At 34.0% G+C, this 24,411-nt stretch carries 26 protein-coding genes and 1 pseudogene; 22 read left to right on the top strand and 5 right to left on the bottom strand.

Annotation, left to right across the window (positions count from 1 at the left end; all coding sequences use genetic code 11):
* Positions 1 to 3 precede the first annotated feature (3 nt).
* Positions 4 to 621: a DUF4230 domain-containing protein gene (locus tag FVF61_RS08800; protein ID WP_233586758.1), complete on the top strand. Its 618-nt coding sequence runs from the start codon at positions 4 to 6 to the stop codon at positions 619 to 621.
* Here FVF61_RS08800 and FVF61_RS08795 read toward each other — a convergent pair.
* Entirely contained in the window at positions 610 to 921 is a 312-nt protein-coding gene (locus FVF61_RS08795) for a rhodanese-like domain-containing protein (RefSeq protein ID WP_148455412.1), read from the bottom strand. The genes FVF61_RS08800 and FVF61_RS08795 overlap by 12 nt on opposite strands.
* A 183-nt stretch (positions 922 to 1,104) precedes the next feature.
* On the opposite strand from FVF61_RS08795, the gene FVF61_RS08790 reads away from it, so the two are divergent.
* The 20 genes and pseudogenes from FVF61_RS08790 to FVF61_RS08695 all read left to right on the top strand — a co-directional run bounded on the left by FVF61_RS08790 (position 1,105) and on the right by FVF61_RS08695 (position 20,577).
* Entirely contained in the window at positions 1,105 to 1,674 is a 570-nt protein-coding gene (locus tag FVF61_RS08790) for a TetR/AcrR family transcriptional regulator (protein WP_148455418.1), read from the top strand.
* Between the two features lie 69 nt (positions 1,675 to 1,743).
* Entirely contained in the window at positions 1,744 to 2,817 is a 1,074-nt protein-coding gene (gene paaE, locus FVF61_RS08785) for a 1,2-phenylacetyl-CoA epoxidase subunit PaaE (protein ID WP_148455410.1), read from the top strand.
* Between the two features lie 83 nt (positions 2,818 to 2,900).
* On the top strand, positions 2,901 to 3,857 hold the full coding sequence (gene paaA, locus FVF61_RS08780) for a 1,2-phenylacetyl-CoA epoxidase subunit PaaA (protein ID WP_148455409.1): 957 nt from the start codon (positions 2,901 to 2,903) through the stop codon (positions 3,855 to 3,857).
* Positions 3,858 to 3,867: 10 nt separating this feature from the next.
* On the top strand, positions 3,868 to 4,155 hold the full coding sequence (paaB, locus tag FVF61_RS08775) for a 1,2-phenylacetyl-CoA epoxidase subunit PaaB (protein WP_148455407.1): 288 nt from the start codon (positions 3,868 to 3,870) through the stop codon (positions 4,153 to 4,155).
* A gap of 45 nt (positions 4,156 to 4,200) precedes the next feature.
* Positions 4,201 to 5,001 carry a 1,2-phenylacetyl-CoA epoxidase subunit PaaC gene (gene paaC, locus FVF61_RS08770; protein WP_262712011.1) on the top strand — a complete coding sequence of 267 codons (801 nt, stop codon included), beginning with the start codon at positions 4,201 to 4,203 and terminating at the stop codon, positions 4,999 to 5,001.
* Positions 5,002 to 5,060: 59 nt separating this feature from the next.
* On the top strand, positions 5,061 to 5,561 hold the full coding sequence (gene paaD, locus FVF61_RS08765; RefSeq protein WP_148455403.1) for a 1,2-phenylacetyl-CoA epoxidase subunit PaaD: 501 nt from the start codon (positions 5,061 to 5,063) through the stop codon (positions 5,559 to 5,561).
* Between the two features lie 95 nt (positions 5,562 to 5,656).
* On the top strand, positions 5,657 to 6,442 hold the full coding sequence (locus FVF61_RS08760) for an enoyl-CoA hydratase-related protein (RefSeq protein WP_148455401.1): 786 nt from the start codon (positions 5,657 to 5,659) through the stop codon (positions 6,440 to 6,442).
* Positions 6,443 to 6,486: 44 nt separating this feature from the next.
* Positions 6,487 to 6,921 (top strand): four helix bundle protein, encoded by a 435-nt coding sequence (locus FVF61_RS08755; RefSeq protein ID WP_148455399.1) that lies wholly within the window; start codon positions 6,487 to 6,489, stop codon positions 6,919 to 6,921.
* On the top strand, positions 6,914 to 8,074 hold the full coding sequence (locus tag FVF61_RS08750) for a 3-hydroxyacyl-CoA dehydrogenase NAD-binding domain-containing protein (protein ID WP_148455397.1): 1,161 nt from the start codon (positions 6,914 to 6,916) through the stop codon (positions 8,072 to 8,074). The genes FVF61_RS08755 and FVF61_RS08750 overlap by 8 nt, the downstream gene beginning before the upstream one ends.
* Positions 8,074 to 8,481, top strand: coding sequence for a hotdog fold thioesterase (locus tag FVF61_RS08745; RefSeq protein ID WP_148455395.1), 408 nt, complete (start codon positions 8,074 to 8,076; stop codon positions 8,479 to 8,481). Before FVF61_RS08750 ends, FVF61_RS08745 begins: the two co-directional genes overlap by 1 nt.
* A gap of 26 nt (positions 8,482 to 8,507) precedes the next feature.
* On the top strand, positions 8,508 to 9,368 hold the full coding sequence (ypfJ, locus tag FVF61_RS08740) for a KPN_02809 family neutral zinc metallopeptidase (RefSeq protein ID WP_148455393.1): 861 nt from the start codon (positions 8,508 to 8,510) through the stop codon (positions 9,366 to 9,368).
* Positions 9,369 to 9,380: 12 nt separating this feature from the next.
* Positions 9,381 to 10,589 (top strand): 3-oxoadipyl-CoA thiolase, encoded by a 1,209-nt coding sequence (gene pcaF / locus FVF61_RS08735; RefSeq protein WP_148455391.1) that lies wholly within the window; start codon positions 9,381 to 9,383, stop codon positions 10,587 to 10,589.
* A gap of 2 nt (positions 10,590 to 10,591) precedes the next feature.
* Positions 10,592 to 13,093 (top strand): phenylacetic acid degradation bifunctional protein PaaZ, encoded by a 2,502-nt coding sequence (gene paaZ / locus FVF61_RS08730; RefSeq protein ID WP_148455390.1) that lies wholly within the window; start codon positions 10,592 to 10,594, stop codon positions 13,091 to 13,093.
* 77 nt (positions 13,094 to 13,170) lie between these two features.
* A pseudogene (locus FVF61_RS08725) lies at positions 13,171 to 13,455 on the top strand (GIY-YIG nuclease family protein); the annotation flags it as partial.
* A 50-nt stretch (positions 13,456 to 13,505) separates the two neighbouring features.
* The gene (locus FVF61_RS08720) at positions 13,506 to 14,258 is read left to right on the top strand and encodes an enoyl-CoA hydratase/isomerase family protein (protein ID WP_148455388.1); all 753 of its coding nucleotides are present in this window, start codon (positions 13,506 to 13,508) and stop codon (positions 14,256 to 14,258) included.
* Positions 14,259 to 14,338: 80 nt separating this feature from the next.
* Positions 14,339 to 14,938 (top strand): acyltransferase, encoded by a 600-nt coding sequence (locus FVF61_RS08715; RefSeq protein WP_148455386.1) that lies wholly within the window; start codon positions 14,339 to 14,341, stop codon positions 14,936 to 14,938.
* 106 nt (positions 14,939 to 15,044) lie between these two features.
* Positions 15,045 to 16,316: a dihydrolipoamide acetyltransferase family protein gene (locus FVF61_RS08710; protein ID WP_394348923.1), complete on the top strand. Its 1,272-nt coding sequence runs from the start codon at positions 15,045 to 15,047 to the stop codon at positions 16,314 to 16,316.
* A 47-nt stretch (positions 16,317 to 16,363) separates the two neighbouring features.
* Positions 16,364 to 17,434 carry a branched-chain amino acid aminotransferase gene (locus FVF61_RS08705; protein WP_148455382.1) on the top strand — a complete coding sequence of 357 codons (1,071 nt, stop codon included), beginning with the start codon at positions 16,364 to 16,366 and terminating at the stop codon, positions 17,432 to 17,434.
* Positions 17,431 to 19,482, top strand: a complete 2,052-nt coding sequence (locus FVF61_RS08700) for an alpha-ketoacid dehydrogenase subunit alpha/beta (RefSeq protein ID WP_148455380.1) — start codon at positions 17,431 to 17,433, stop codon at positions 19,480 to 19,482. Before FVF61_RS08705 ends, FVF61_RS08700 begins: the two co-directional genes overlap by 4 nt.
* Before the next feature lie 36 nt (positions 19,483 to 19,518).
* The gene (locus FVF61_RS08695) at positions 19,519 to 20,577 is read left to right on the top strand and encodes a bestrophin family protein (protein ID WP_148455378.1); all 1,059 of its coding nucleotides are present in this window, start codon (positions 19,519 to 19,521) and stop codon (positions 20,575 to 20,577) included.
* Between the two features lie 53 nt (positions 20,578 to 20,630).
* Here FVF61_RS08695 and FVF61_RS08690 read toward each other — a convergent pair whose 3' ends face one another.
* The gene (locus FVF61_RS08690; RefSeq protein ID WP_148455376.1) at positions 20,631 to 20,822 is read right to left on the bottom strand and encodes a cold-shock protein; all 192 of its coding nucleotides are present in this window, start codon (positions 20,820 to 20,822) and stop codon (positions 20,631 to 20,633) included.
* A 198-nt stretch (positions 20,823 to 21,020) separates the two neighbouring features.
* Here FVF61_RS08690 and FVF61_RS08685 point away from each other — a divergent pair, with 198 nt between their 5' ends.
* Positions 21,021 to 21,371 (top strand): hypothetical protein, encoded by a 351-nt coding sequence (locus tag FVF61_RS08685; RefSeq protein WP_148455375.1) that lies wholly within the window; start codon positions 21,021 to 21,023, stop codon positions 21,369 to 21,371.
* Between the two features lie 48 nt (positions 21,372 to 21,419).
* On the opposite strand, the gene FVF61_RS08680 is transcribed toward FVF61_RS08685, so the two are convergent.
* The 3 genes from FVF61_RS08680 to FVF61_RS14180 are packed head-to-tail and all read right to left on the bottom strand — an operon-like array spanning position 21,420 to position 24,192.
* Positions 21,420 to 21,968, bottom strand: a complete 549-nt coding sequence (locus FVF61_RS08680; protein ID WP_148455414.1) for a DUF4136 domain-containing protein — start codon at positions 21,966 to 21,968, stop codon at positions 21,420 to 21,422.
* Positions 21,969 to 22,026: 58 nt separating this feature from the next.
* The gene (locus FVF61_RS08675; protein ID WP_148455373.1) at positions 22,027 to 24,021 is read right to left on the bottom strand and encodes a urocanate hydratase; all 1,995 of its coding nucleotides are present in this window, start codon (positions 24,019 to 24,021) and stop codon (positions 22,027 to 22,029) included.
* A gap of 18 nt (positions 24,022 to 24,039) precedes the next feature.
* The gene (locus tag FVF61_RS14180; protein WP_158635202.1) at positions 24,040 to 24,192 is read right to left on the bottom strand and encodes a DUF5522 domain-containing protein; all 153 of its coding nucleotides are present in this window, start codon (positions 24,190 to 24,192) and stop codon (positions 24,040 to 24,042) included.
* Positions 24,193 to 24,411: the final 219 nt, after the last annotated feature.

The following is a 24,411-nucleotide window of genomic DNA, read 5'->3' as shown; positions in this document are numbered from 1 at the left end:
TTAATACTTAACTCTCGCAACGCACCATACACGAAACCGTTAGTTGTACTTTTTACCTTCAAATATTGTGGAGATAAACAAGAAGATAAAATGGTTCTTAAAGAAAGCACAGCTTTAATTCAAGAACAAATTAAAAATGTAGGAAAACTAATTGTTACCGAAGGACATTTTAGCGAAGTTTTCAATTATAAAAATTCTAAAGAAATATTTGGCGATTATTTTACTTCAGATAAAAAAGCATTAGTGGTTGTTAATGCTGATGTTTTTGTGGCTTACGATTTAAGCGAAATCAAATTCAAAGTAGATGAAACTACAAAAACATTAATTATTTTAAGCATACCAAAAGAAGAAATAAAAATAGCTCCAGATTTAGAATATTATGATGTCCAAGCTGATTTTTTCAATCCATTTGAAGCTAAAGATTACAACAATATTAAAGAAACGATAAAAGTGTCGTTACTTAAAAAATTAGAACATTCAGACTTGAAAACTAACGCTAAAAATAGGTTGATTAACGAATTATCTAAATTCTATATTCTTACAAATTCTTTAGGTTGGACTTTACAATATAATGAAAACCCAATTCGTAATATCGAAGAATTACAAGGTTTAAAACTGTAGTTTGTTATTCAAACTATTCCAGCCACCACCATTTATGGCTTCAATTCCATGTTTGTTTAAAACAGAAGCAGCACTAGCAGAACGCATGCCACTTGCACAGCAAGCTATCACAGGTTTGTTTAATTTTTTAATATCGTTAATTTTATTATTCAGTATTTGAAGTGGAATATTTTTAGAACCAGGAATAGCTCCTTGGTCAAACTCAGCTTTTGTTCTTACATCAATAATAATGGCCTTTCTAGATTGAAAGTCTTTAATTTTATCGTTTTTATTTCCAGTTAAAAAATCTAATAATCCCATATTTTTTATTTTTTTACAAAATACCTTATTTTTTTTCAAAATATATGTAACAAGAGTTACAACTTGATTTTTTGATTATCTTGAACCTCCATTATGAAACATCCTTGTTCAAAGCATATATCACTTAGTAGCACGAAGGTAGGATGTTCCATGTTATTGTTAAAAGAGAATAGAAGAGAGTACATGAAAGAAGTTACACGTAAAGAAGAAATTATAAAAACGGCAGCCAAGCTTTTTAAAGAAAAAGGATATAGTGCTGTAACCATGAGAGATATTGCAACGGCTATGGGAATAAAAGCTGCTAGTTTATACAATCATATTAGTTCCAAACAAGAAATTCTTAAAGAAATTATAATTTCATTAGCTGAAGAATTCACACAAGAAATGGAACAAATTAAGAGGTCTAATAATTCTTGCATAGAAAAATTACATCAGATTGTAGAACTTCATATTTCAATAACTAGTAGAAATACTTACGGAATGGCATCTCTAAATAACGATTGGATGCATCTGGAAGAACAATTAAATTATTATCTCGAACTTCGAATTAATTATGAAGAAAATTTTAGAAGTATTTTAAAATCTGGAGTGAATAATAATGAGATTTTTGACAAAAATGTTGAAGTTATGCTGTTTTCAATATTATCTACATTACGCTCGTTATACATTTGGATTCCAAGTAAAGAAGATTTAAATGTCAATAAATTAAGTAGTCAATTAAGTAATGTCCTTATTCATGGAATTAACAAATAGTTTAGATTTAATTTTGTAAATTTGTAAACCTAACTAACAAGTGTTAGTCAAAATATATTATAATCATTCATGGCAGATTTTTTTAAATTAAAAGTTGAAGATATTCAAAAGGAAACAAAAGATACAGTGGTTATTACTTTTGATGTTCCAGAAAATCTAAAAGAAAAATTTAAATACAAACAAGGACAACACTTAACACTTAGAAAAGATATAAATGGCGAAGATATTCGTCGTTCTTATTCATTATGCTCAAGTCCTTTAGACAATCAATGGAAAGTAGCTGTTAAGCAAATTCCAGGAGGTGTTTTTTCAACCTATGCTAATAAAAACCTAAGATTAGGAGACGAGGTTGATGTTATGGCTCCAAGTGGAACATTTGGTGTGACAGTTAATTCTGGTAAGGCAAAAAATTATTTATTTTTTGCAGCAGGAAGTGGAATAACACCTGTTTTGTCGATGATTAAAACACACTTAGCAGCAGAACCAAATTCAACATGTAAGTTGTTTTATGTGAATAAAACTGCAAAATCCATTATATTTAAAGAAGAACTGGAGCAACTAAGAAACACCTATTTTGGGAGACTCGAAATCTATTATTTTTTGACCAAAGAACGTCGAGATATAGATCTTTTTAATGGCAGATTTGACGATGAAAAAATGAAAGTTCTAACAAAGACTTTTATCGATATTCCAGACACTAGCGAAGTGTTTCTTTGTGGTCCAGAACAAATGGTTAATTATGTAAGTAAATATCTTATACAAGCAGGATTACCTAAAGAATTTGTTCATTTCGAATTGTTTGTTACAGGACTATCCGAAGAAGATATTAAACGAGCAGAACGTTTAGCAGCACAAAATGTAGAAGGGATTGAAGTTACCATTGTTGATGGAGGGAAAGAATTCGCATTTACTATGACAAAAGAATATGATAATATTTTAGATGCTGCTTTAGGAGCAGGAGCCGATTTGCCATTTGCTTGTAAAGGAGGTGTTTGTAGTACTTGTAAATGTCAGGTTATTGAAGGTGTTGTAGAAATGAAAATAAACTATGCGTTAGAAGATAAAGAAGTAGCGCAAAATTATGTATTAAGCTGTCAAGCAGTTCCAACTAGTAAAAAAGTAGTTGTAGATTTTGATGTATAAATAGAATTGAGATTAGCAATAAAAGGTGTAGAAGCTGATACTTCAACAATCAAAAGTTGTTAATCTAAAAATCTTAAATCATTATGAGTGAAGAACAAATAAAAAATTTAGAGGAACAATTTGAAGCACGAATTGCACGTGATGAAAAAATTGAACCTAAAGATTGGATGCCAGAAAAATATCGCCAAACACATATTAGGCAAATATCTCAACATGCACATTCTGAAGTGGTTGGTATGCTTCCTGAAGGGAATTGGATTACTAGAGCGCCTTCTTTACGTCGTAAAGTTGCCTTGTTAGCTAAAATCCAAGATGAAGCTGGTCATGGATTATATCTTTATTCTGCATGCGAAACTTTAGGTGTTTCACGAGACGAGCTTTACGATCAATTACATTCAGGAAAAGCAAAGTATTCATCCATATTTAATTATCCTACGATAACTTGGGCAGATATGGGAGCTATAGGTTGGTTGGTCGATGGAGCAGCCATCATTAATCAAGTACCTTTATGCAATACTTCTTTTGGGCCTTATGCAAGAGCTATGGTTCGTGTTTGTAAAGAAGAAAGTTTTCATCAACGTCAAGGTTATGAAATCATGATAAAATTGGCAAATGGAACACCAGAGCAAAAAGACATGGCTCAAGATGCGTTAAACCGTTGGTGGTGGCCTTCATTAATGATGCTAGGGCCTACTGACGCTGAATCTATCCATACAGAACAATCTATGAAATGGAAATTAAAGCGTAAATCGAACGATGATTTACGTCAACAATTTATAGATCAAACGGTTCCACAAGCTCATTTAATTGGACTTACAATTCCAGATCCAGATTTAAAATGGAATGAAGAAAAAGGTAGCTACGATTTTGGACCCATTGATTGGGATGAATTCTGGCAAGTTGTAAAAGGACATGGACCATGTAATAAAGAACGTATGAAAGCAAGAGTTGAAGCATGGGAAGAAGGAGAATGGGTTCGTGATGCAGCGATGGCATATGCCGAAAAACAAAAAGAAAGAAAAGAAAAACAAGCAGTTTAAAAATATTATTATGGGAACAAAAAACTGGCCACTTTGGGAAATCTTCGTAAGAAGTAAAAATGGATTAGAACATCGTCATTTTGGAAGTCTACATGCTGCAGATGCAGAGATGGCTATAGAAAATGCAAGAGATGTTTATACAAGAAGAAATGAAGGTGTTAGTATTTGGGTTGTAGAATCAAAAAACATCACCGCATCCAATCCTGAGCATAATGGCGAAATGTTTGAGCCTGCTCAAGATAAAGTCTATCGTCATCCAACATTTTATGAGTTGCCTGACGAAGTAAAATATATGTGACGCTTGCGTCATCCCTAACTTGTTTCGGGATCTTATAAAATTAAAATTAAATGTCATGCAGAGCTTGTCGAAGCATCTCAAAAAACAAAAATGAAAAACGAAAACTTATATAAATACATTCTCGGAATCGCAGACAACTCATTAATTCTTGGACAAAGAATGGGAGAGCTTTGTGGCCATGGTCCTAGTTTAGAAACCGATATTGCTTGTACTAATATATCCTTGGATTTATTCGGACAAGTACGTAGCTTTTATCAATATGCTGCTAAAATTGCAGGAGATGGGAAAACGGAAGATGACATTGCCATGCTTCGTAAAGAACGAGAATATGTAAATGTGTTGTTAGTAGAACAACCTAATACCAATTTTGCTTATAGTATTGGACGTCAGTTTTTATTTGATGTATATCATTTGTTGTTTTTAAAAGAATTAGAGAAAAGTAAAGACTTAACTTTATCTGCCATTGCAACTAAATCTATAAAGGAGGTAAGTTATCATCAACGCTTTTCTTCCGATTGGATTAAACGTCTAGGTGATGGAACAAATGAAAGTCATCAAAAAATACAGTCAGCAATTGATGATTTATGGACATACACTGACGAATTATTTCATCAAACTGGAGCAGATAAAGCAATGGTTAAGGAAGGCATAGGTGTAAATGTTACAACCTTAAAAGATAAATATTATCATCTAGTAAAAAATGTTTTAGTAGAATCTACTCTTAAAACTCCTGAATCAAAATATTTTCAAAAAGGAGGTAAACAAGGCATTCATACAGAACATTTAGGGTATTTATTAGCTGAATTACAATATATGCAACGTGCGTATCCTAATATGGAATGGTAAACTTAATGAAAAGAATATCAGTGTCATTCAAAGCAAAGCGAAGGATCTCAATTTAAAGCATGACAACAACAGAAAAACATATTGATCCAAAACTGGTAGCGATTCTGGAACAAGTTTCAGATCCAGAAATTCCAGTATTGTCCATTATGGACATGGGAGTTGTACGTTCTGCAGTTATTGAAAATGATGTTGTAAAAGTGCAAATTACTCCAACCTATAGTGGTTGTCCTGCTATGGATGTGATAGGCGACGATATAAAAAAAGCATTAAAAGAAGCTGGATACAATTCAGAAGTAGAATTAATACTTGCTCCAGCTTGGACAACAGATTGGATAACATTAAGAGGCAGAAAGGCTCTAGAAGATTACGGCATTGCTGCACCTTTAGATTCAGAAGCAGATAAAAGTGTGTTGTTAGAAGGGAAACGTTTAGTGAAGTGTCCACAATGTGGATCTACAAACACCAAATTAGTTAGTCAGTTTGGTTCTACTGCTTGTAAAGCGCAATTTAAGTGCGACGATTGTCAGGAACCTTTTGACTATTTTAAATGTTTAAAATGACAACTTGTTGTCATCCTGAACTTGTTTCAGGATCTCATCAAGAATAAAAATAAAAGTTTAATTAAAAAGATTCCCATTTTCATGGGAACAAGGGTATGAGCAATAATTCAATTCTTTTAAAAATTGAAAACAAAGTAGCGTACATCACGCTAAACAGACCAGAAGTTTTTAATAGCTTCAATCGTGAAATGGCATTTCTTCTTCAAGATACTTTAGATGCTTGTGAAAAAAATGAAGATGTTAGAGCCATTGTGCTTACTGGAAACGGAAAAGCATTTTGTGCTGGACAAGATTTAAAAGAAGTCACTTCTCCTGAATTGAATCCTGGTTTTAAAAAAATACTAGAAGAACATTACAATCCAATAATTACAAGAATTCGTTCAATTAAAAAACCAATTATTGGAGCAATAAATGGTGTAGCAGCAGGAGCTGGAGCAAATATTGCTTTAGCTTGCGATGTTGTTGTGGCTCACGAAAAAGTAAGTTTCATTCAAGCCTTTAGTTTAATAGGTTTAGTTCCTGATAGTGCAGGAACTTTCTTTTTACCAAGACTTATAGGATTTCAGAAAGCACTAGCACTAGCTATGTTAGGAGATAAGGTTTCGGCTGAAGAAGCAGAAAAAATGGGAATGGTATATAAAGTTACTACCTTAGAAAGTTTTGAAGAAAACGTAAATAAACTAGCTATAAAATTGGCAAACATGCCAACTAAAGCACTAGGAATGATTAAAGAATTGTTTAATCAATCTATGACAAACGATTTAGAAACGCAATTAGCATTAGAGTCTAAATTGCAAATAGAAGCAGCTCAAAGCGAAGATTATGCTGAAGGTGTTGCAGCTTTTATAGAAAAAAGAAAACCAGAATTCAAAGGAAAATAAATATCGAATATCGAACCGTAGAATATCGAATAAAGAAGTTTAAAATGGGGACTCATAAATACGATTTAGAAGAGCGTTTAATTCAGTTCGCTGTTGATGTTATTATAGTCTGTGGAAAAATTGATGTTAGTTATGCTTCACAACATTTATCAAAACAATTAATTCGTTCGGCAACAGCTTCAGCTCTTAATTATGGTGAAGCACAAAGTGCAGAATCTTCAAGGGATTTTCTACATAAAATGAAATTATGTTTGAAAGAATTACGGGAGTCTCTGGTAAATCTCAAAATTCAAAAAGGTGCAGATTTAATTAAGAATATTGAGTTATTAGAAATTTTATTAAAGGAAAATAATGAGTTAATAGCAATTTTCGTTTCAAGTATTAGAACATCACAAAATAAGAATAAAACTAATAATATGAATATAGATATTAAACCAAACTTCGATATTCAGTATTCAAAATTCGTTATTAATGATTAATAAAGTAGGAATAATCGGTTCGGGAACCATGGGAAGTGGTATTGCACAAGTTGCTGCAGCTTCTGGTTGTACTGTAAAATTATACGATACTAATCAAGCTGCTTTAGACAAAGCTAAATCCAGTTTAGATAAAATATTATCTCGCCTTATTGAAAAAGACCGAATCGATTCAGATGAAAAAGATAGAATTCAATCTAACATCTCATATGTAGATAGTTTAAAGGATCTAGCAGATTCTAATCTAACTATTGAAGCTATAATCGAAAACCTCGACATTAAGAAAAAAGTATTTTCAGAATTAGAAACTTATGTGTCTGATGATTGTATCATAGCCTCAAACACGTCAAGTTTATCTATTGCTTCTATAGCAGCATCACTAAACAAACCTGAGCGTTGTGTTGGAATCCATTTTTTCAATCCAGCACCTTTAATGAAATTAGTTGAGGTTATTCCTGCTATTCAAACTTCAAAAGAAGTATTGGAAAAATCGGTTCAAACTATTTCAGATTGGAAGAAGGTTGTTGCTGTTGCTAAAGATACACCAGGATTTATTGTAAACAGAGTAGCACGACCTTTTTATGGTGAAGCCTTACGGATTTATGAAGAAGGCATAGCTGATTTCGCAACTATAGATTGGAGTTTAAAAACATTAGGTAGTTTTAGAATGGGACCATTTGAGTTAATGGATTTTATTGGGAATGATATTAATTATACAGTAACCGAAACGGTTTTTACAGCCTTTTATTTCGACCCAAGATACAAACCAGCTTTTACTCAAAAACGTTTTGCAGAAGCAGGTTATTTAGGGCGAAAATCTGGAAAAGGATATTATGATTATTCCGAAAAGACAGTTAAACCTGTTCCAAATGAAGATAAAGTATTAGCTCAACAAATATTCGATCGCGTTCTAGTTATGCTCATCAACGAAGCTGCAGATGCCTTGTTTTTAAACATCGCTTCAGCTGAAGATATAGATAATGCCATGACAAAAGGTGTTAATTATCCAAAAGGCTTATTGGCTTGGGCAGATGAAAAAGGAATTGCTTGGTGTGTTCAAATGTTAGATGATTTGTATAACGAATATCATGAAGACCGCTATCGTTGCAGTCCATTAATGCGCAAAATGAATAAAGAAAATAAAACATTCTTTTAATGCAAGGAGAAAAAATTCCATACAAAATGTTAAGTCAAGATGCCTTTAGTCAGTGGTTAGGCATTGAGATTATTGAATGTGAAATTGGACATTGTAAAGTTGGTATGACCATAAGAAAAGACATGCTTAATAGCATGTATAAAGCGCATGGTGGCATTAGTTATTCGTTAGCAGATACAGCTTTTGGGTTTGCTGCAAACACACATGGAAAATACGCAGTTTCTATTGAAACGAGTATTAATCATATAGAAGCATTAAACGAAGGCGATTATTTGGTTGCCGAATCAGTTATAGAAAATGTGAAAAATAAATTAGGCTTTAACGTCATTGAAGTGAAAAGAGGAGACGAACTTGTCGCTTTATTTAAAGGTGTCGTTTATAGAACTAGTAAAGATTGGCAAGAATAAACAGGCAATAATTAAATAATGTAATTATGAAGTGGCAAGGTAGAAGAAAAAGCGAAAATTTAGACGATCGTCGTGGTATGGGTTCTAAAGGTAAACTTGTTGCAGGTGGTGGAATTGTAGCAGTCATTGTGATACTTTTGCAACTTTTTGGAGGTGAAACAGGACAACAAATAGCTCCTATTATCGAGCAAATAAATCAAGGTCAGCAGACACAAGAAGTTGAGCAAAGAGAACTCACTGCTCAAGAAAAAGAAGTAGGAGACTTTGTAGCTACTGTATTAGCAGATACTGAAGATATTTGGAATCAGGTTTTTAGAGAAAATAATCTTGGCAATTACAAAGAGCCAACTATGGTTTTATTTTCAAATGCTGTAAGAAGTGGTTGTGGAAATGCTAGTTCAGCCTCTGGACCCTTTTATTGTCCTGCAGATCAAAAATTATATATGGATTTAACTTTTTTCGACGAATTGAAAACACGTTTTGGTGCTCAAGGTGGCGATTTTGCCATTGCTTATGTTACAGCACATGAGATTGGACATCACATTCAAACTTTAGTAGGAACCTCACAAAAAGTAAGAAAATTGCAACAGCAAACTAATAAAGTTAAAGCTAATAAACTTTCAGTTGCTCAAGAATTGCAGGCAGATTTTTATGCTGGAGTTTGGGCACATCATAATCAAAAATATTTAGAAGCAGGAGATATTGAGGAAGCTTTAAGCGCAGCCAATGCTGTTGGAGACGATGCCATTCAAAGACGTGTGCAAGGAGATGTTGTTCCAGATAGTTTTACTCATGGAACTTCCGAACAACGCATGGAGTGGTTTATGAAAGGTTACAATACAGGAGATATTAGATTAGGCGACACATTTTCTGCAATTTTAAATTAGAATAAAATTAACATGAAAGAAGCATATATTATTGATGGTGTTAGAACACCAATAGGAAGTTATCAAGGAACCTTATCTGCAGTTCGTACAGACGATTTAGCTGCTTTGGTCATTGAAGAAATTGTAAAAAGAAATCCAAACATTCCCAAAGAGGCTTATGACGATGTGATTCTAGGTTGTGCGAATCAAGCAGGTGAAGATAATCGTAATGTGGCAAGAATGGCATCGCTTTTAGCAGGTTTACCATTTACAGTTCCGGGAGAAACAGTTAACCGTTTATGTAGTTCAGGCTTATCAGCAATTATTCATGCGAATAGAGCTATAAAAGCTGGAGATGGAGATGTATTCATAGCAGGAGGCGTAGAGAATATGACACGTGGACCCTATGTTGTTGCTAAACCTTCAAAAGCTTTTGGAACTGATGCTAAAATGTACGATTCCAGTTTTGGATGGCGTTTTATCAACCCGAAAATGCAGAAAATGTATGGTACTGATGGGATGGGAAATACGGCTGAAAATCTCGTAGAAAAATATAACATTTCAAGAGAAGACCAAGATAAATTTGCTTATTGGAGTCAAATGAAGGCAACCAAAGCACAAGAAAACGGAAGACTTGCAAAAGAGATTATCAAAGTTGAAATTCCACAGAGAAAGAATGATCCCATTCAATTTTCAAAAGATGAATTTGTTAAACCAAATACATCTTTAGAAGTTCTTGCAAAATTAAGAGGCGCTTTTAAAGCCGAAGGAGGAAGCGTCACAGCTGGGAATTCTTCAGGCTTAAATGATGGAGCAGCAGCAACCATCATCGCTTCAGAAACTGCCGTTAAAAAATATAACTTAAAACCAATAGCACGAATTGTAAGTTCAGCTGTAGTTGGAGTAGAACCTAGAATTATGGGAATTGGTCCTGTTGAAGCTTCTAACAAAGCATTAGCAAAAGCAGGTTTAACCATGAATGATATGGATATTATAGAGCTTAACGAAGCTTTTGCAGCACAAGCATTAGCCTGCACAAGAGCTTGGGGTTTAGCAGATGATGATTCTAGATTAAATCCAAATGGAGGCTCCATTGCCATTGGTCATCCACTTGGAGTTACAGGAACACGAATTGCTTATTCTGCAGCTTTAGAGTTGCATGAGCAAAATAAGCGTTATGCATTAATTACTATGTGTATTGGAGTTGGTCAAGGGTATGCAGCTATAATTGAACGTGTATAATTATGAAAAAAATACAACATTACATTCTAGGTCAATGGACTGAAGGAAATGAAGAGGGGACACCAATCCATGATGCAATAACAGGTGAAGCATTTACTAGTGTTGCAACAGAAGGATTAGATATTCCTGAAATACTTCAATATGGAAGAATTAAAGGAGGTGAAGTGCTTCGTAAAATGACCTTTCAAGAGCGTGGTAATATGCTTAAAAGTTTGGCATTGTATTTAACCAAAAGAAAAGATCAATTCTACGAATTAAGTTATAGAACTGGTGCAACTAGAGTAGATAGCTGGATAGATATTGAAGGAGGTTTCGGAAACTTATTTGCTAATGCATCGTTACGTAAATTATTTCCAAATCAACCGTATCATGTAGAAGGTGATGCTATCGATTTATCTCGAGGTGGACATTTTATGGCGCATCATATTATGGTGCCAAAAAAAGGAGTCGCAGTTCATATTAATGCTTTTAATTTCCCAGTTTGGGGCATGTTAGAAAAATGTGCTGTTAATTGGATGGCTGGAGTTCCAGCTGTAGTGTTACCTGCTCCATCATCTTCATATTTAGCAGAGGCTGTTGCTCGAGAAATTATAGCTTCAGGAATTTTACCAGAAGGAGCTTTACAAATTATCAATGGAACCGTAAAAACTATTTTAGATACTGTTGAATCTCAAGATGTCGTGACTTTTACTGGTTCGGCTTCAACAGGAAGATTCTTAAAAGCACATCCAAGATTAATACAAGAATCTGTACCATTTACTATGGAAGCCGATTCACTAAATGCTTCTATTTTAGGAGAAGATGCTGTTCCTGGAACACCAGAATTCGATTTATTTATAAAAGAAGTTAGAAAAGAAATGACCGTTAAAGCTGGACAAAAATGTACAGCAATAAGACGAATTATAGTTCCTGAAAAATTAGTTGAAGATGTTCAAATTCAATTAGGAAAGGCTCTAGATAAAGTGACTATAGGAGACCCAAGACTGAAGGAAGTGAGAATGGGTTCTTTAATAAGTAAACAACAAGTAGAAGCAGTTAGAAACTCGGTAAACGATTTAGCAAAAGAAGCACAAATTGTGTATGGTAATCTTGATAAAATTGAAACCATTGGAGTAGATGCTAAAAAAGGAGCATTTATTAGTCCAATTTTATTAAGAGCAGATTATCCGTTTCAAAATACAATCATTCACGAACGTGAAGCATTTGGACCTGTTAGTACCATCATGCCTTATAAAGATTTAGATGAAGCGATTACTTTGGCACAAATGGGTAAAGGGTCTCTAGTGTCTTCTATTGCTACTAATGATGATAAAATTGCTAAAGATTATGTAGTAAATGCAGCTTCACATCATGGTCGTATTATGGTAATTAATCGTGAAATGGCTAATGAAAGTACAGGTCATGGTTCACCACTACCATATTTAGTTCATGGAGGTCCTGGACGAGCTGGAGGTGGTGAAGAAATGGGAGGTATGCGTGGTATTAAGCATTATTTACAACGTACTGCTATTCAAGGTTCACCTTCAACAATCACTGAAATTACTGGAATTTATCAGCAAAATGCTAAATATAAAGAAGCAGAACAGCATCCATTTAAATACCATTGGGAAGACATTCAACCAGGCATGTCGCTTAAAACCCATAACCGAACTTTTACAGATACAGATATTATCAATTTTGCAAACCTAACTTGGGATCATTTCTATGCACATACAGATATTACATCATTAGATGGAAGTATTTTCGAAAAAAGAACTGCCCATGGGTATTTTATAATTTCAGCGGCTGCCGGATTATTTGTATATCCTAATAAAGGTCCTGTAGCAGCAAATTATGGCCTTGAGGAATGTAGATTTCTTCGTCCTTTATATCATAATGATACAGTTTATGTACGTTTAACATGTAAACAAAAAGTTGATCGCGATGTTGCTTCTGCTGAGCATCCAAGTGGTATTGTAAAATGGTTTGTTGAGGTTTTTGATGCTTTAAATGATGAATTGGTTGCATTTGCAACCATATTAACTATGGTTCAGAAGAAACAAGAAACATTTGTTGAAATGACTGAAGATAAAATCAATGAATGTCTTTCAAAATTACATGCTGAGACTAAACCTAAATGGGGAATCATGACACCACAACACATGATTGAGCATTTGGAATACACTTATAAAATTGCATGTGGAGAGATTCAGGATTTTGATGTGGCAACACCAGAAAAAATATTAGAGAAAGTGCATCATTCGCTTTATAACTATGATAAATTTCCAAAGAATTCAAGATTTCCGTTATTAGAAAAAGACACTTTGGACACTCTTAAACATGAAGATTTAAATAAAGCCATTTCAAAATTTAATGAACAAAGAGAGAAGTATTTAGAATATTTTAAAGAACATCCAGATGCCACTTTGAATAATATGGTCTTTGGTGAATTGAATCGATATGAATGGTATTTGTTGGAACGTAAGCATTTGAATCATCATTTTGAGCAGTTTGGATTAATGTAATTATTAATAGGAAGTCATTGCTCACTTGTTACGCAGTCGCTTGAAACAAAAAGTGATGTCAAAAAAAATATTATTCCTACATTCTAACGCACGAAAGAAATCATATCTTTTACGTTGGAGTAACTAATAATATTGAAAGATGTATTAGTGAACACAAATCGGCATCTTTTGGAATACATGTTGGACATTACAACATTAAAAAATTAGTCTTTTTTGAAGAACATTCTGATATAAGAATTGCTATTCGAAGAGAAAAGACTATCAAAAAATGGAAAAGAGAATGGAAGAAGAACCAAATAACAGAAATGAATCCAGATTGGAAAGACTTGAATTTAGATTGGGATCTTTCAAAGTATAAATAAAACTTTAACAATTAAAAAGATTCCCACTTTCGTGGGAACACATAAATGTGATGACAGACCCTTATGTAAAGCTAAAAATAATAAACGACGTAGGATACATCGAATTTTTCCATCCTGCACATAACTCTTTACCTGGAGATTTATTAGCTAAACTAGCTCAGACTATTTCAGATGCTGGTAATAATCCTGCTATTAAAGTTATTGTTCTTAAAAGTGGAAAAGATAGAACGTTTTGTGCTGGAGCTAGCTTTAAAGAATTGATAAATATTAATGATGAGGCTACAGGGAAAATTTTCTTTTCAGGTTTTGCTAATGTCATTAATGCCATGCGTAAATGTCCAAAATTTGTTATTGGTCGCATTCAAGGAAAAACCGTTGGAGGAGGTGTAGGCTTGGCAGCATCAACAGATTATTGTATGGCTACAAAATTTGCAGCTATTAAGTTAAGTGAATTAAATGTAGGCATTGGACCTTTTGTAGTTGGACCAGCAATCGAACGTAAAATAGGATTAACTGGTATGTCTCAAATTGCAATCGATGCTAATTCATTTTATTCAGCAGAATGGGCTAAACAAAAAGGGCTGTTTACTCAAGTCTTTGATACCACAGAAGCTTTAGATGAAGCAGTTAAAGAGTTTGCAGAAAATTTATGTAGCTATAACACGGAAGCTATGAAAGAGATGAAAACTATTTTCTGGAAAGGTACAGAAGATTGGGATAATTTATTGGCTGAACGTGCTGCCATAAGTGGACGATTGGTATTAAGTGAGTTTACAAAAGAGAAATTAAAGGGGTTTAAATAGAAATATCATTCCGAACGAAGTGAAGGAATCTCATTAACAGATTGCCACGTCCTTCGTCCTCGCAATGACAACAAAGACATATGATTTACAAATTCAAAGGATTTACACCAGTTGTTCATGAAAGTAGTTTCGTGCATCCTTTGGCTGCTGTAACTGGAAATGTTATTATTGGTAAAAACTGTTATATAGGTCCTGGAACTGCCATTCGTGGAGATTGGGGACAAATTATTTTGGAAGATGGTGTAAACGTGCAAGAAAACTGTACCGTACATATGTTCCCAGGGAAGTCAATCACACTCAAAGAAAGTGCTCACGTTGGTCATGGAGCCATTATTCATGGAGCCAATTTAGGTAGAAATTGTTTGATTGGGATGAATTCGGTTATTATGGACGATGCTGACATTGGAGATGAATGCATTGTTGGAGCTATGGCCTTTGTTAAAGCTGAAAGCATTATTCCAAAACGAAGCTTAGTAGTTGGAAATCCTGCAAAAGTTGTTAAAGAAGTTTCAGATGACATGATTGCTTGGAAAACGAAAGGCACACAATTATATCAGCAATTACCAGCTGATTGCCTCGAAAGTTTAAAAGAGGTTGAGCCTTTGAGAGATGTGCCAAAAGATTTGCCTACACAAGAAGAAGCCTATAAAACATTGAGGGAAACCTTTAAAAATAAATAAACGTCCTTCCGAACGAAGTGAAGAATCTCATTATGAGATTGCCACGCTTCGCTCGCAATGACAGAATAAATAAAGAATGTCGAAATTCGATTTAAAAATGCCCAAAATGGGTGAAAGCATCACAGAAGGAACAATCATAAATTGGTTGGTTTCTGAAGGTGACAGTTTTGAAGAAGGTGATATTATCCTAGAAGTAGCAACTGATAAAGTAGATAATGAGGTGCCAGCACCTGCATCTGGAATATTAGTAAAAACCATGTTTCAAGCAAAGGATGTGGTTCCAGTTGGTGAGGTAATTGCTATTCTAGAAGTTTCAGAAGAAATATCAGCTCCTAAAAAAGAATCTGTTATTCCACGTGATAATAAAGACTTACAAAAAACAGAAAAAGTTTCTAAGCCAAAGCCAGTACATCAACCAATTTCAAACACTGAAAATTTCTCAGTAAATAATACGAATACATTCTTTTCGCCATTAATTATTAAAATAGCTAAAGAACATCATATTAGTTTTGAAGAATTGGCAAGAATTCCTGCAACAGGAAACGAAGGCAGATTGCGAAAAAGTGATGTGTTTCATTATATAGAAGAAGGTAGACCATATAAGTTTGCTCAATCTGTAACGCAAGATCCAACGGCTTATAGAATCCCTCAATTAACATTTGATAAAGGCAAAGGAAAAGTCATAGAAATGGATAGAATGCGCCAAATGATTGCAGATCATATGGTTTATTCCAAACACACATCGCCTCATGTTACTGCATATGTTGAAGCTGATCTAACCAACATGGTCAATTGGAGAAATGCCAATAAAAAAGCCTTCCAAGAAAAATATGGTGAACGTTTAACATTCACACCTTTGTTTGTAGAAGCTGTAGCAAAAGCTGTTAAAGATTTTCCAAATATTAATGCTTCTGTTGATGGGAATAACATCATCGTAAAAGAAGATATTCATATTGGTATGGCAACAGCATTGCCAAGTGGTAATTTAATTGTTCCTGTAGTAAAAAATGCAGATACTAAAAATTTAAAGGAACTAGCAGAAAATGTTAATATGCTTTCTGAAAAAGCCAGAGAAAATAAATTAATTGGCGATGATATAAAAGGAAGTACGTTCACTATTTCCAATGTAGGAACTTTTGGGAGTGTTATGGGAACACCTATTATTAACCAGCCAGAAGTAGCCATATTAGCTTTAGGGATTATTAAAAAAAGACCAGAAGTTATTGAAACAGAAAAAGGCGATGAAATTGCTATTAGGAGTATGATGTATTTATCACTTTCTTTCGATCATAGAGTTGTAGATGGCTTTTTAGGAGGAAGTTTTGTACGTCGCGTAGCCGATTATTTTGAGCAATTTGATGTGAATAGAAAAATATAACAAATTCCTGCGAAGGCAGGAATCTCAATTCAAAAAGAATATATAAAATGTCATATAACATTAATATAACTAAAGTAGAAAAGTCCAAAGTTGAAAACATCGACTTCAATAACATTCCATTAGGAACCACTTTTACAGATCATATGTTTATATGTGATTTTGAAGATGGTCAATGGACAAACCCGAGAATAGAACCACTAGCATTAATTCCAACCCATCCAGCAGCTATGGCTTTACATTATGGACAAGCTATTTTTGAAGGGATGAAAGCTACGGTAGATTCAGAGGGAAATCCTATGTTATTTCGTCCGATTAAAAATGCTGAACGATTAAATTTTAGTGCAGACAGAATGGGCATGCCAGAATTCCCTGAAGATTTATTTGTTGAAGGTTTAAAACAATTGGTGGCTTTGGAAAAAAGTTGGATACCACCAAAAGATGGAAGTGCTTTGTATCTAAGACCATTCATGTATGCAGACGAACCTTTTATAGGGATGCGAGCAGCGACACAATATAAATTTATCATTATAGCTTCGCCAGCAGGTCCTTTTTTTAGTAAGCGTATTAAATTGTGGGCTGAAAAGCAATATATCAGAGCAGTTGCAGGTGGAACAGGTGAAGCTAAAGCAGCTGGGAATTATGCTGCAGCCATTCGTCCAACAGAACTCGCAAAAGCAAAAGGTTATGATCAGGTGCTATGGTTAGATGCTGTAGAACATAAGTACATTCAGGAGGTAGGAACTATGAACATCTTCTTTAAAATAGATGGTAAATTTATTACTCCAGGAAGAGATGGTGCCATATTAGATGGTATAACTCGTATTAGTGTTATGGCGTTATTAAAAGCTAAGGGTTTTGAAGTAATTGAACGACCAATTAGTATTGACGAAGTTAAAGAAGCTTCTAAAAATGGTACGTTAGAAGAGGCTTTCGGTACAGGAACAGCAGTTGGAATTGCCTATATTCAAGAAATTGGAGTAAATGGTGATGTGATTCATGTATCCAATGAAAGTCCTGTAGGTTTAGATATAAATAATACATTAAATGCAATTAAAACTGGAACAATTGAAGACACCTTCAATTGGATGGTTAAAATTGAAAACGTATTGACTTCATGAAGAAAGAGCTATTAAAACAAGGATTTTCAAATTTATGTACTGCCAAAGCCATGGCAGAATTATACGAAGCTAATTTTAAGCAAGTATCAAAATATGTGCATGCTACCTCTAGAGGTCATGAAGCTATTCAAACAGCTTTAGGCATGCAATTACTGCCTCAAGATTATGCGTTTCCTTATTATAGAGACGATGCTATGTTATTGTCGTTTGGGTTAGAACCTTACGATTTAATGCTACAGTTATTGGCTAAAAAAGAGGATCCATTTTCTGGAGGAAGAACCTATTATTCTCATCCTAGCTTGAAGGATGAAGATAAACCTAAAATTCCACATCAATCCTCTGCAACAGGCATGCAAGCCATTCCAGCAACAGGAGTTGCCATGGGAATGCAATACAAAGAATTACAAGGTTTAAATGATAAAACATTAAAAGACTTCCCATTAGTGGTGTGTTCTTTAGGAGATGCCTCAGTTACTGAAGGTGAAATTGCTGAAGCTTTTCAAATGGCAGCTTTAAAACAAATGCCAATCATCTTTTTGGTACAAGATAATGGTTGGGATATTTCAGCCAATGCTGCTGAAACCAGAGCTCAAAATGCTTATGAATATGCTCAAGGTTTTAAAGGATTGGAAGCAATTTCCATTGATGGAGCTAATTTTATTGAAAGCTATGAAGCTGTAGAAAAAGTAATCGCTACCATAAGAAAAGAACGTCGTCCGTTTTTAATACACGCTAAAGTCCCTTTATTAAATCATCATACCTCAGGTGTTAGAATGGAATGGTATCGAGACGATTTAGAGGAAGCACGTTCTCGAGATCCTTATCCAGTTTTAAAACAACAATTGTTAGATAATGGGTTTGCTCTAAAAGAGGTTGAAGAAATAGAGAGTTTAGCGAAAGCGAAAGTGCAATCCGATTTTGAAAAAGCGCTACAAGCTGAAGATCCAAAACCAGAAGATTTATTTACTAACGATTTTGTGCCAACTCCAATAACGGAAGAAAAAGGGGAACGTTCACCAAAAGGAGCAGAAAAAGTGGTCATGGTAGATTGTGCCTTATTTGCCGTTGAAGAACTCATGAAAAAACACAAAGAGTGTTTGCTTTATGGTCAAGATGTTGGAGGAAGGTTAGGAGGTGTTTTCAGGGAGGCTGCTACCTTAGCTCAAAAATTTGGAGACGATCGTGTTTTTAATACACCTATACAAGAAGCCTTTATCGTAGGTTCTACAGTTGGAATGAGTGCAGTAGGATTGAAACCTATTGTTGAAGTTCAGTTTGCTGATTATATTTGGCCAGGACTTAATCAATTATTTACTGAAGTTAGTAGAAGTTGCTACTTGTCAAACGGGAAATGGCCAGTAAACATGATTCTTCGAGTGCCTATTGGTGCTTATGGAAGTGGTGGTCCTTACCATTCGTCCTCTGTTGAAAGTGTGATTACCAATATTCGAGGTATAAAAATAGCCTATCCAAGTAATGGAGCCGATTTAAAAGGGCTGATGAAAGCCGCCTATTATGATCCTAATCCTGTGGTTATTCTAGAACACAAAGGGTTGTATTGGTCTAAAGTTCCAGGAACACAAGGCGCTACATCTGTGGAGCCGTCAGAAGATTATGTGTTGCCATTTGGAAAAGCTTGGGTTTTACAAGAGATATGGAAACAAGAAAACGTTGAAACTTTAACGATAGTCACTTACGGAATGGGAGTACATTGGGCTATGAATGCATCTGAGGAATTAGGGATGAAAGATCAAATTGAAGTGATAGATTTACGAACCTTATTTCCTTTAGATGAAGACACGATTATGAAATCGGTTAAGAAAACAGGTAAGTGTTTGGTTGTAACTGAAGAACCCTCAAATAATAGTTTTGCTAGAGCATTGGCAGGAAAGATTCAAGAAGAGTGCTTTAAGTTTATGGATGCACCAGTAATGACACTAGGTAGTGAGAATATGCCAGCAATTCCATTAAATTCTATATTAGAACAAACGATGATTCCTTCAACAGAAAAGGTGAAATCGAAAATTGAATCATTGTTGAATTATTAAAAATCACATATTTTTAAAACAATTTAAATTCCCTAGATGTATACAAAAAAGATTTTTTCTTTACCCATATTGGCTCGTTGGACAATTCGAGAGACTTTATTGTTTTTTATAATTGCATTAATTCCTACTATTTTATATGAAGTTTTTGATTTAAGGTGGCTTCAAGTACCTTGGACACCAATTGCATTAATTGGTACAGCTGTAGCATTTGTAGTCGGGTTTCAAAACAATGCTGCTTATGAACGTATTTGGGAGGCCAGAAAAATCTGGGGAGGCATAGTAAATACCTCAAAAACTTGGGGAATGATGGTTATGACTATGGTTACAAATAATGAGGGAGAAGAAATTAGTGAGAATGATATAAAAAAAGAGGTTAAGATTCTAACTTATAGACATATTGCTTGGTTAACGGCTTTGCGTTATGCTATGCGTCAGGCAAGACCTTGGGAGAATTTTGATAATAATAAATTTGATACTAAATGGAAAGAAGGACTTCATTTTCCTGAGTCTAAATTAAGTTTAGAAGAAAGTTTACTCGCATATTTATCTGAGAATGAGCTGAAATATGTTTTAAGTAAAACTAATAAGCAGACTGCTATTTTGTATTTGCAATCCATGCATATAAAAACTTTAAAAGAAAAAAAGCTTTTATGGGAATTTTCATTTATTGAATTAGAAAATGTATTAAAAGAATTTTTTACGTTGCAAGGGCAGTCAGAACGGATTAAGAATTTTCCTTACCCTAGGCAATACTCTACTATTGGTTATTTCTTTGTGTGGGTTTTTATTGTATTAATTCCATTTGGGGTGCTCCCACAATTTGAAGACATAGGAAATTTACTGATAATTAATTATCCGTTAATTGGTAAATGCTTTATTTGGGCTACAATTCCTTTTGCAGTAATAGTTTCATGGGTTTTTCATACAATGGAACGTATTGGTAGAGTGGGAGAAAACCCATTTGAAGGTACTGCTACTGATGTGCCTATTTCAACTATTTCTAGAGGAATAGAAATAGATTTACGTCAAATGTTAGATGAAAATCCTGAAGACATTCCTCTACAATTTCCAGAAATGCAGAATACACAAATGTAAAAAAAAGCCTATCTTTTTTAAGATAGGCTTTTTAAATCAAAAAGTTTTTATGTTTAGATAACTTTTACGTTAATCGCATTTAGTCCTTTTCTACCTTCTGTTAAATCGAATTCAACTGTGTCACCTTCTCTAACCTCATCGATTAAACCAGAAATGTGCACGAAATGCTCTTTATTGTTTCCTTCTTCTGTTATGAATCCAAAACCTTTAGAGTCATTAAAAAATTTTACTGTACCAGTACTCATATTAATATATATTTAATTAAAGTGCAAAGGTAATGTAATATTCTGATTTTTAAAGCTTTTTTGATTTTAGTTTAAAAAATAGCAGAAACTATAATTAATTACCAACTTTTTACAAGAGATATTTTAAATTGAATAAGTGTATATTGATAATTTTTGTATATTTATTTTTTTATTAATGAATATTAACTAATTACGATCATGAAAAAATACATTTCACTTTTAAGCTTTATAGCTTTATTTTTTATTGGCATGGAATATTCTTCTGCTCAACATGCAGAAAAACAACAAAGCCCAGAGGCTATTGCTAAACAACAAACGTATCAACTACACCAACTTGTAAACTTAACAGGAGATCAACAAGGGGCTATTTTTAAAGCATTGGTTGATGCACAACAAAATAGACAAGAGCTTGATAAAAAGGATGCTACTGATAAATTAAAACAAGAAGGTACAATTACCGTTGATGAAAGAGTAGATGAAAGCTTTAAAAAGATTTTAACTCCAGAACAATATAAAACTTACCAAGCTTCTTTAGAGAAGAAGAAATAAGTTTGATAATTAAATAAAAAAAAAGCGACTCAATGAGTCGCTTTTTTTTTATTTGTTTTCTTCACCTGGAGGATATCTCTCTAAAATAGCGGCTACAAATTCTTTCATTCTGTCTTCTTTTTTATTGGTGTTCTGGCTTAAATAACCTGTGCCAACACCTTGCCAAACAAGTTCTTTTTTATTGGCATCGATTAAATCTATATACAAAACACCTTCTGTTGTAGTAGTAACCGTATTGTAACTTCCCCAATAATAAGGACTCCAACCCCAACCATAACCATAAGGATAATATCCTGAACTTTGTACATTCACTTTTTCTCTCGATTTTGTAAATATACTTACTAACATATCTGGTGTTTCAGATTTGGTAAAGCCTTTGGATAACATTTCAGATTCAATAGCTCTTAAAAATCTACGTTTATCTATATCATTAATTTCCGCTTTGTCTATACCAGGTTTATAAAAGGCAAAGGTTTTATATTCTGAAAAATTAGCTTCTTTATCGTAATCAGCAGCTACTCGAACAGACGTGCAAGATATAATTGTAACTAGGAAAACTGATGTGAGAAGAATGGGTTTTTTTATATGAGAAAGCATTAAGATGTTTAAGTACTTTCGGATGGATGTTAATTTTTTCATAGCTTGAATGTTTAAGTTAAAACGAGTTTAGTAAACTATCATTAACTAAGTTAGGAAGTGTTACTTTTAAATTTGGTTCTACTTCCATAGCTCTTTTAATGGCAAAAATTGCTTCCTTATTTCTTGCCCAACTTCTTCTAGAAATACCGTTGTTAACATCCCAGAAAAGCATAGATTTTAAGCGTCTTTCTGCATCCTTACTACCATCAAGAACCATACCAAATCCTCCGTTTATAACTTCTCCCCAGCCAACACCACCTCCATTGTGGATGCTTACCCAAGTGGCACCTCTAAAGCTATCACCAACAACATTATGAATGGCCATATCTGCTGTAAATCGAGAGCCATCATAAATATTACTTGTTTCTCGATATGGTGAATCTGTACCAGAAACATCATGATGATCTCTTCCTAAAACAACGTAACCAATATCTCCTTTAGCAATAGCATCATTGAAGGCTTCAGCAATTTTCATTCGACCTTCTGCATCAGCATAAAGAATTCTAGCTTGCGAACCAACCACTAATTTATTTTCTTGAGCTCCTTTAATCCACTGAATATTATCAGCCATTTGCTGTTGGATTTCTTCAGGGGAATTCTTTTTAATGTCTTCTAGAACTTTACATGCTAAGGCATCTGTTTTGGCTAAATCATCTGGATTTCCAGAAGTGCAAACCCAACGGAAAGGTCCAAAGCCATAATCGAAACACATGGGTCCCATAATATCTTGAACATAGCTAGGGTATTTAAATTCTTTGCCTATGGTTGGGTTTTTAGCCATAACATCTGCACCAGCACGAGATGCTTCTAATAGAAACGCATTTCCATAATCGAAAAAATAGGTGCCTTTGGTTGTATGTTTATTAATCGCTTTAGCATGACGACGTAGCGTTTCCTGTACTTTTTCTTTAAAAAGCTCTGGATTGTTTGCCATCATTTCATTAGCTGCTTCAAAAGTCATATCAGTAGGGTAATAGCCTCCTGCCCAAGGGTTATGAAGTGAGGTTTGATCACTTCCTAATTCTATAAATATATTTTCTTCATCAAACTTTTCCCATACATCAACTATATTACCTAAATAAGCTATGGAAATAGTTTCTTTTTCAGCTTTGGCTTTATTTACTCGTGTAACTAATTCATTTAAATCTGTTATCTTTTCATCTATCCAACCTTGATCTAATCTTACTTGTGTTATTTTCGGATTCACCTCTGCACAAACTGTAATACAGCCAGCAATATTTCCAGCTTTAGGTTGTGCTCCAGACATACCACCTAAACCTGAAGTTACAAAAAGATTTCCTTTTGGTTCTTTATTTATTTTTCTAAACCCATTTAAAACAGTAATGGTCGTGCCATGAACAATGCCTTGAGGTCCAATATACATATAGCTTCCAGCAGTCATTTGTCCGTATTGAGTGACACCAAGAGCATTGAATTTTTCCCAATCGTCTGGTTTTGAATAATTAGGAATCATCATACCATTAGTAACCACAACACGTGGCGCATCTTTATGAGATGGAAATAAACCCATTGGATGTCCAGAATACACAACTAAAGTCTGTTCGTCATTCATTTCTGCTAGATACTTCATGGTAAGTCTATATTGAGCCCAATTTGAAAACACAGCTCCATTTCCACCATAGGTAATCAATTCATGTGGATGTTGGGCTACTGCATGATCTAGATTGTTCTGAATCATGAGCATGATAGCAGCAGCCTGTTTAGACTTGGCTGGATACTCGTCTATTGGTCTAGCATAGATTTTATAATCTGGACGAAACCGATACATATAAATTCTTCCGTAGGTTTCTAGTTCGTTATTAAATTCTGGAAGTAAGGTTTCGTGATGTTTTTTATCGAAATAACGAAGGGCATTTTTAAGTGCTAGTTTTTTTTCTTCAAGAGTTAAAATGTCTTTACGTTTTGGCGCATGGTTTACACTAGGATTGTATGCTTTTACTTGAGGTAGGTTTTCTGGGATGCCTTCTAGTATTTGATCTTGAAATGTCATATGATTGGTGTTTGGTGTTCAGTGTTTTTTTTTATTAAATCCATATGGGCAATGTCTGCAACCACTTTCGCAACAATAGCCTCTTTTAAGAAGATATTGTTCTGTAAAACACCTGTATCCTTCAGGTGTTAGGTAAAAATCTCCTTCTTCTAATGGAATTATTTTCTTCATTTAGCAAAGATAATGGAAATGATTAATGATTTATGATTGTTGATTGTTGATTTTAGATTGATGAAGTAATAAGGCTTGTAAACAGTGAATTAATTATTATCCTATACTTAAGGCGCAGTCTCAGGTTTATTTTTATTAGATATGTTGGTATTAAAATTTGTAAGAAAATAATACAGCCTCCATACACTATCCATACTTAAGCTATACATTATCTATATA

The sequence above is a fragment of the Xanthomarina maritima genome, from assembly GCF_008084905.1.
GTDB classification, from domain to species: Bacteria; Bacteroidota; Bacteroidia; order Flavobacteriales; family Flavobacteriaceae; genus Xanthomarina; species Xanthomarina maritima.
This window is presented reverse-complemented; position numbering and strand designations above follow the sequence as displayed.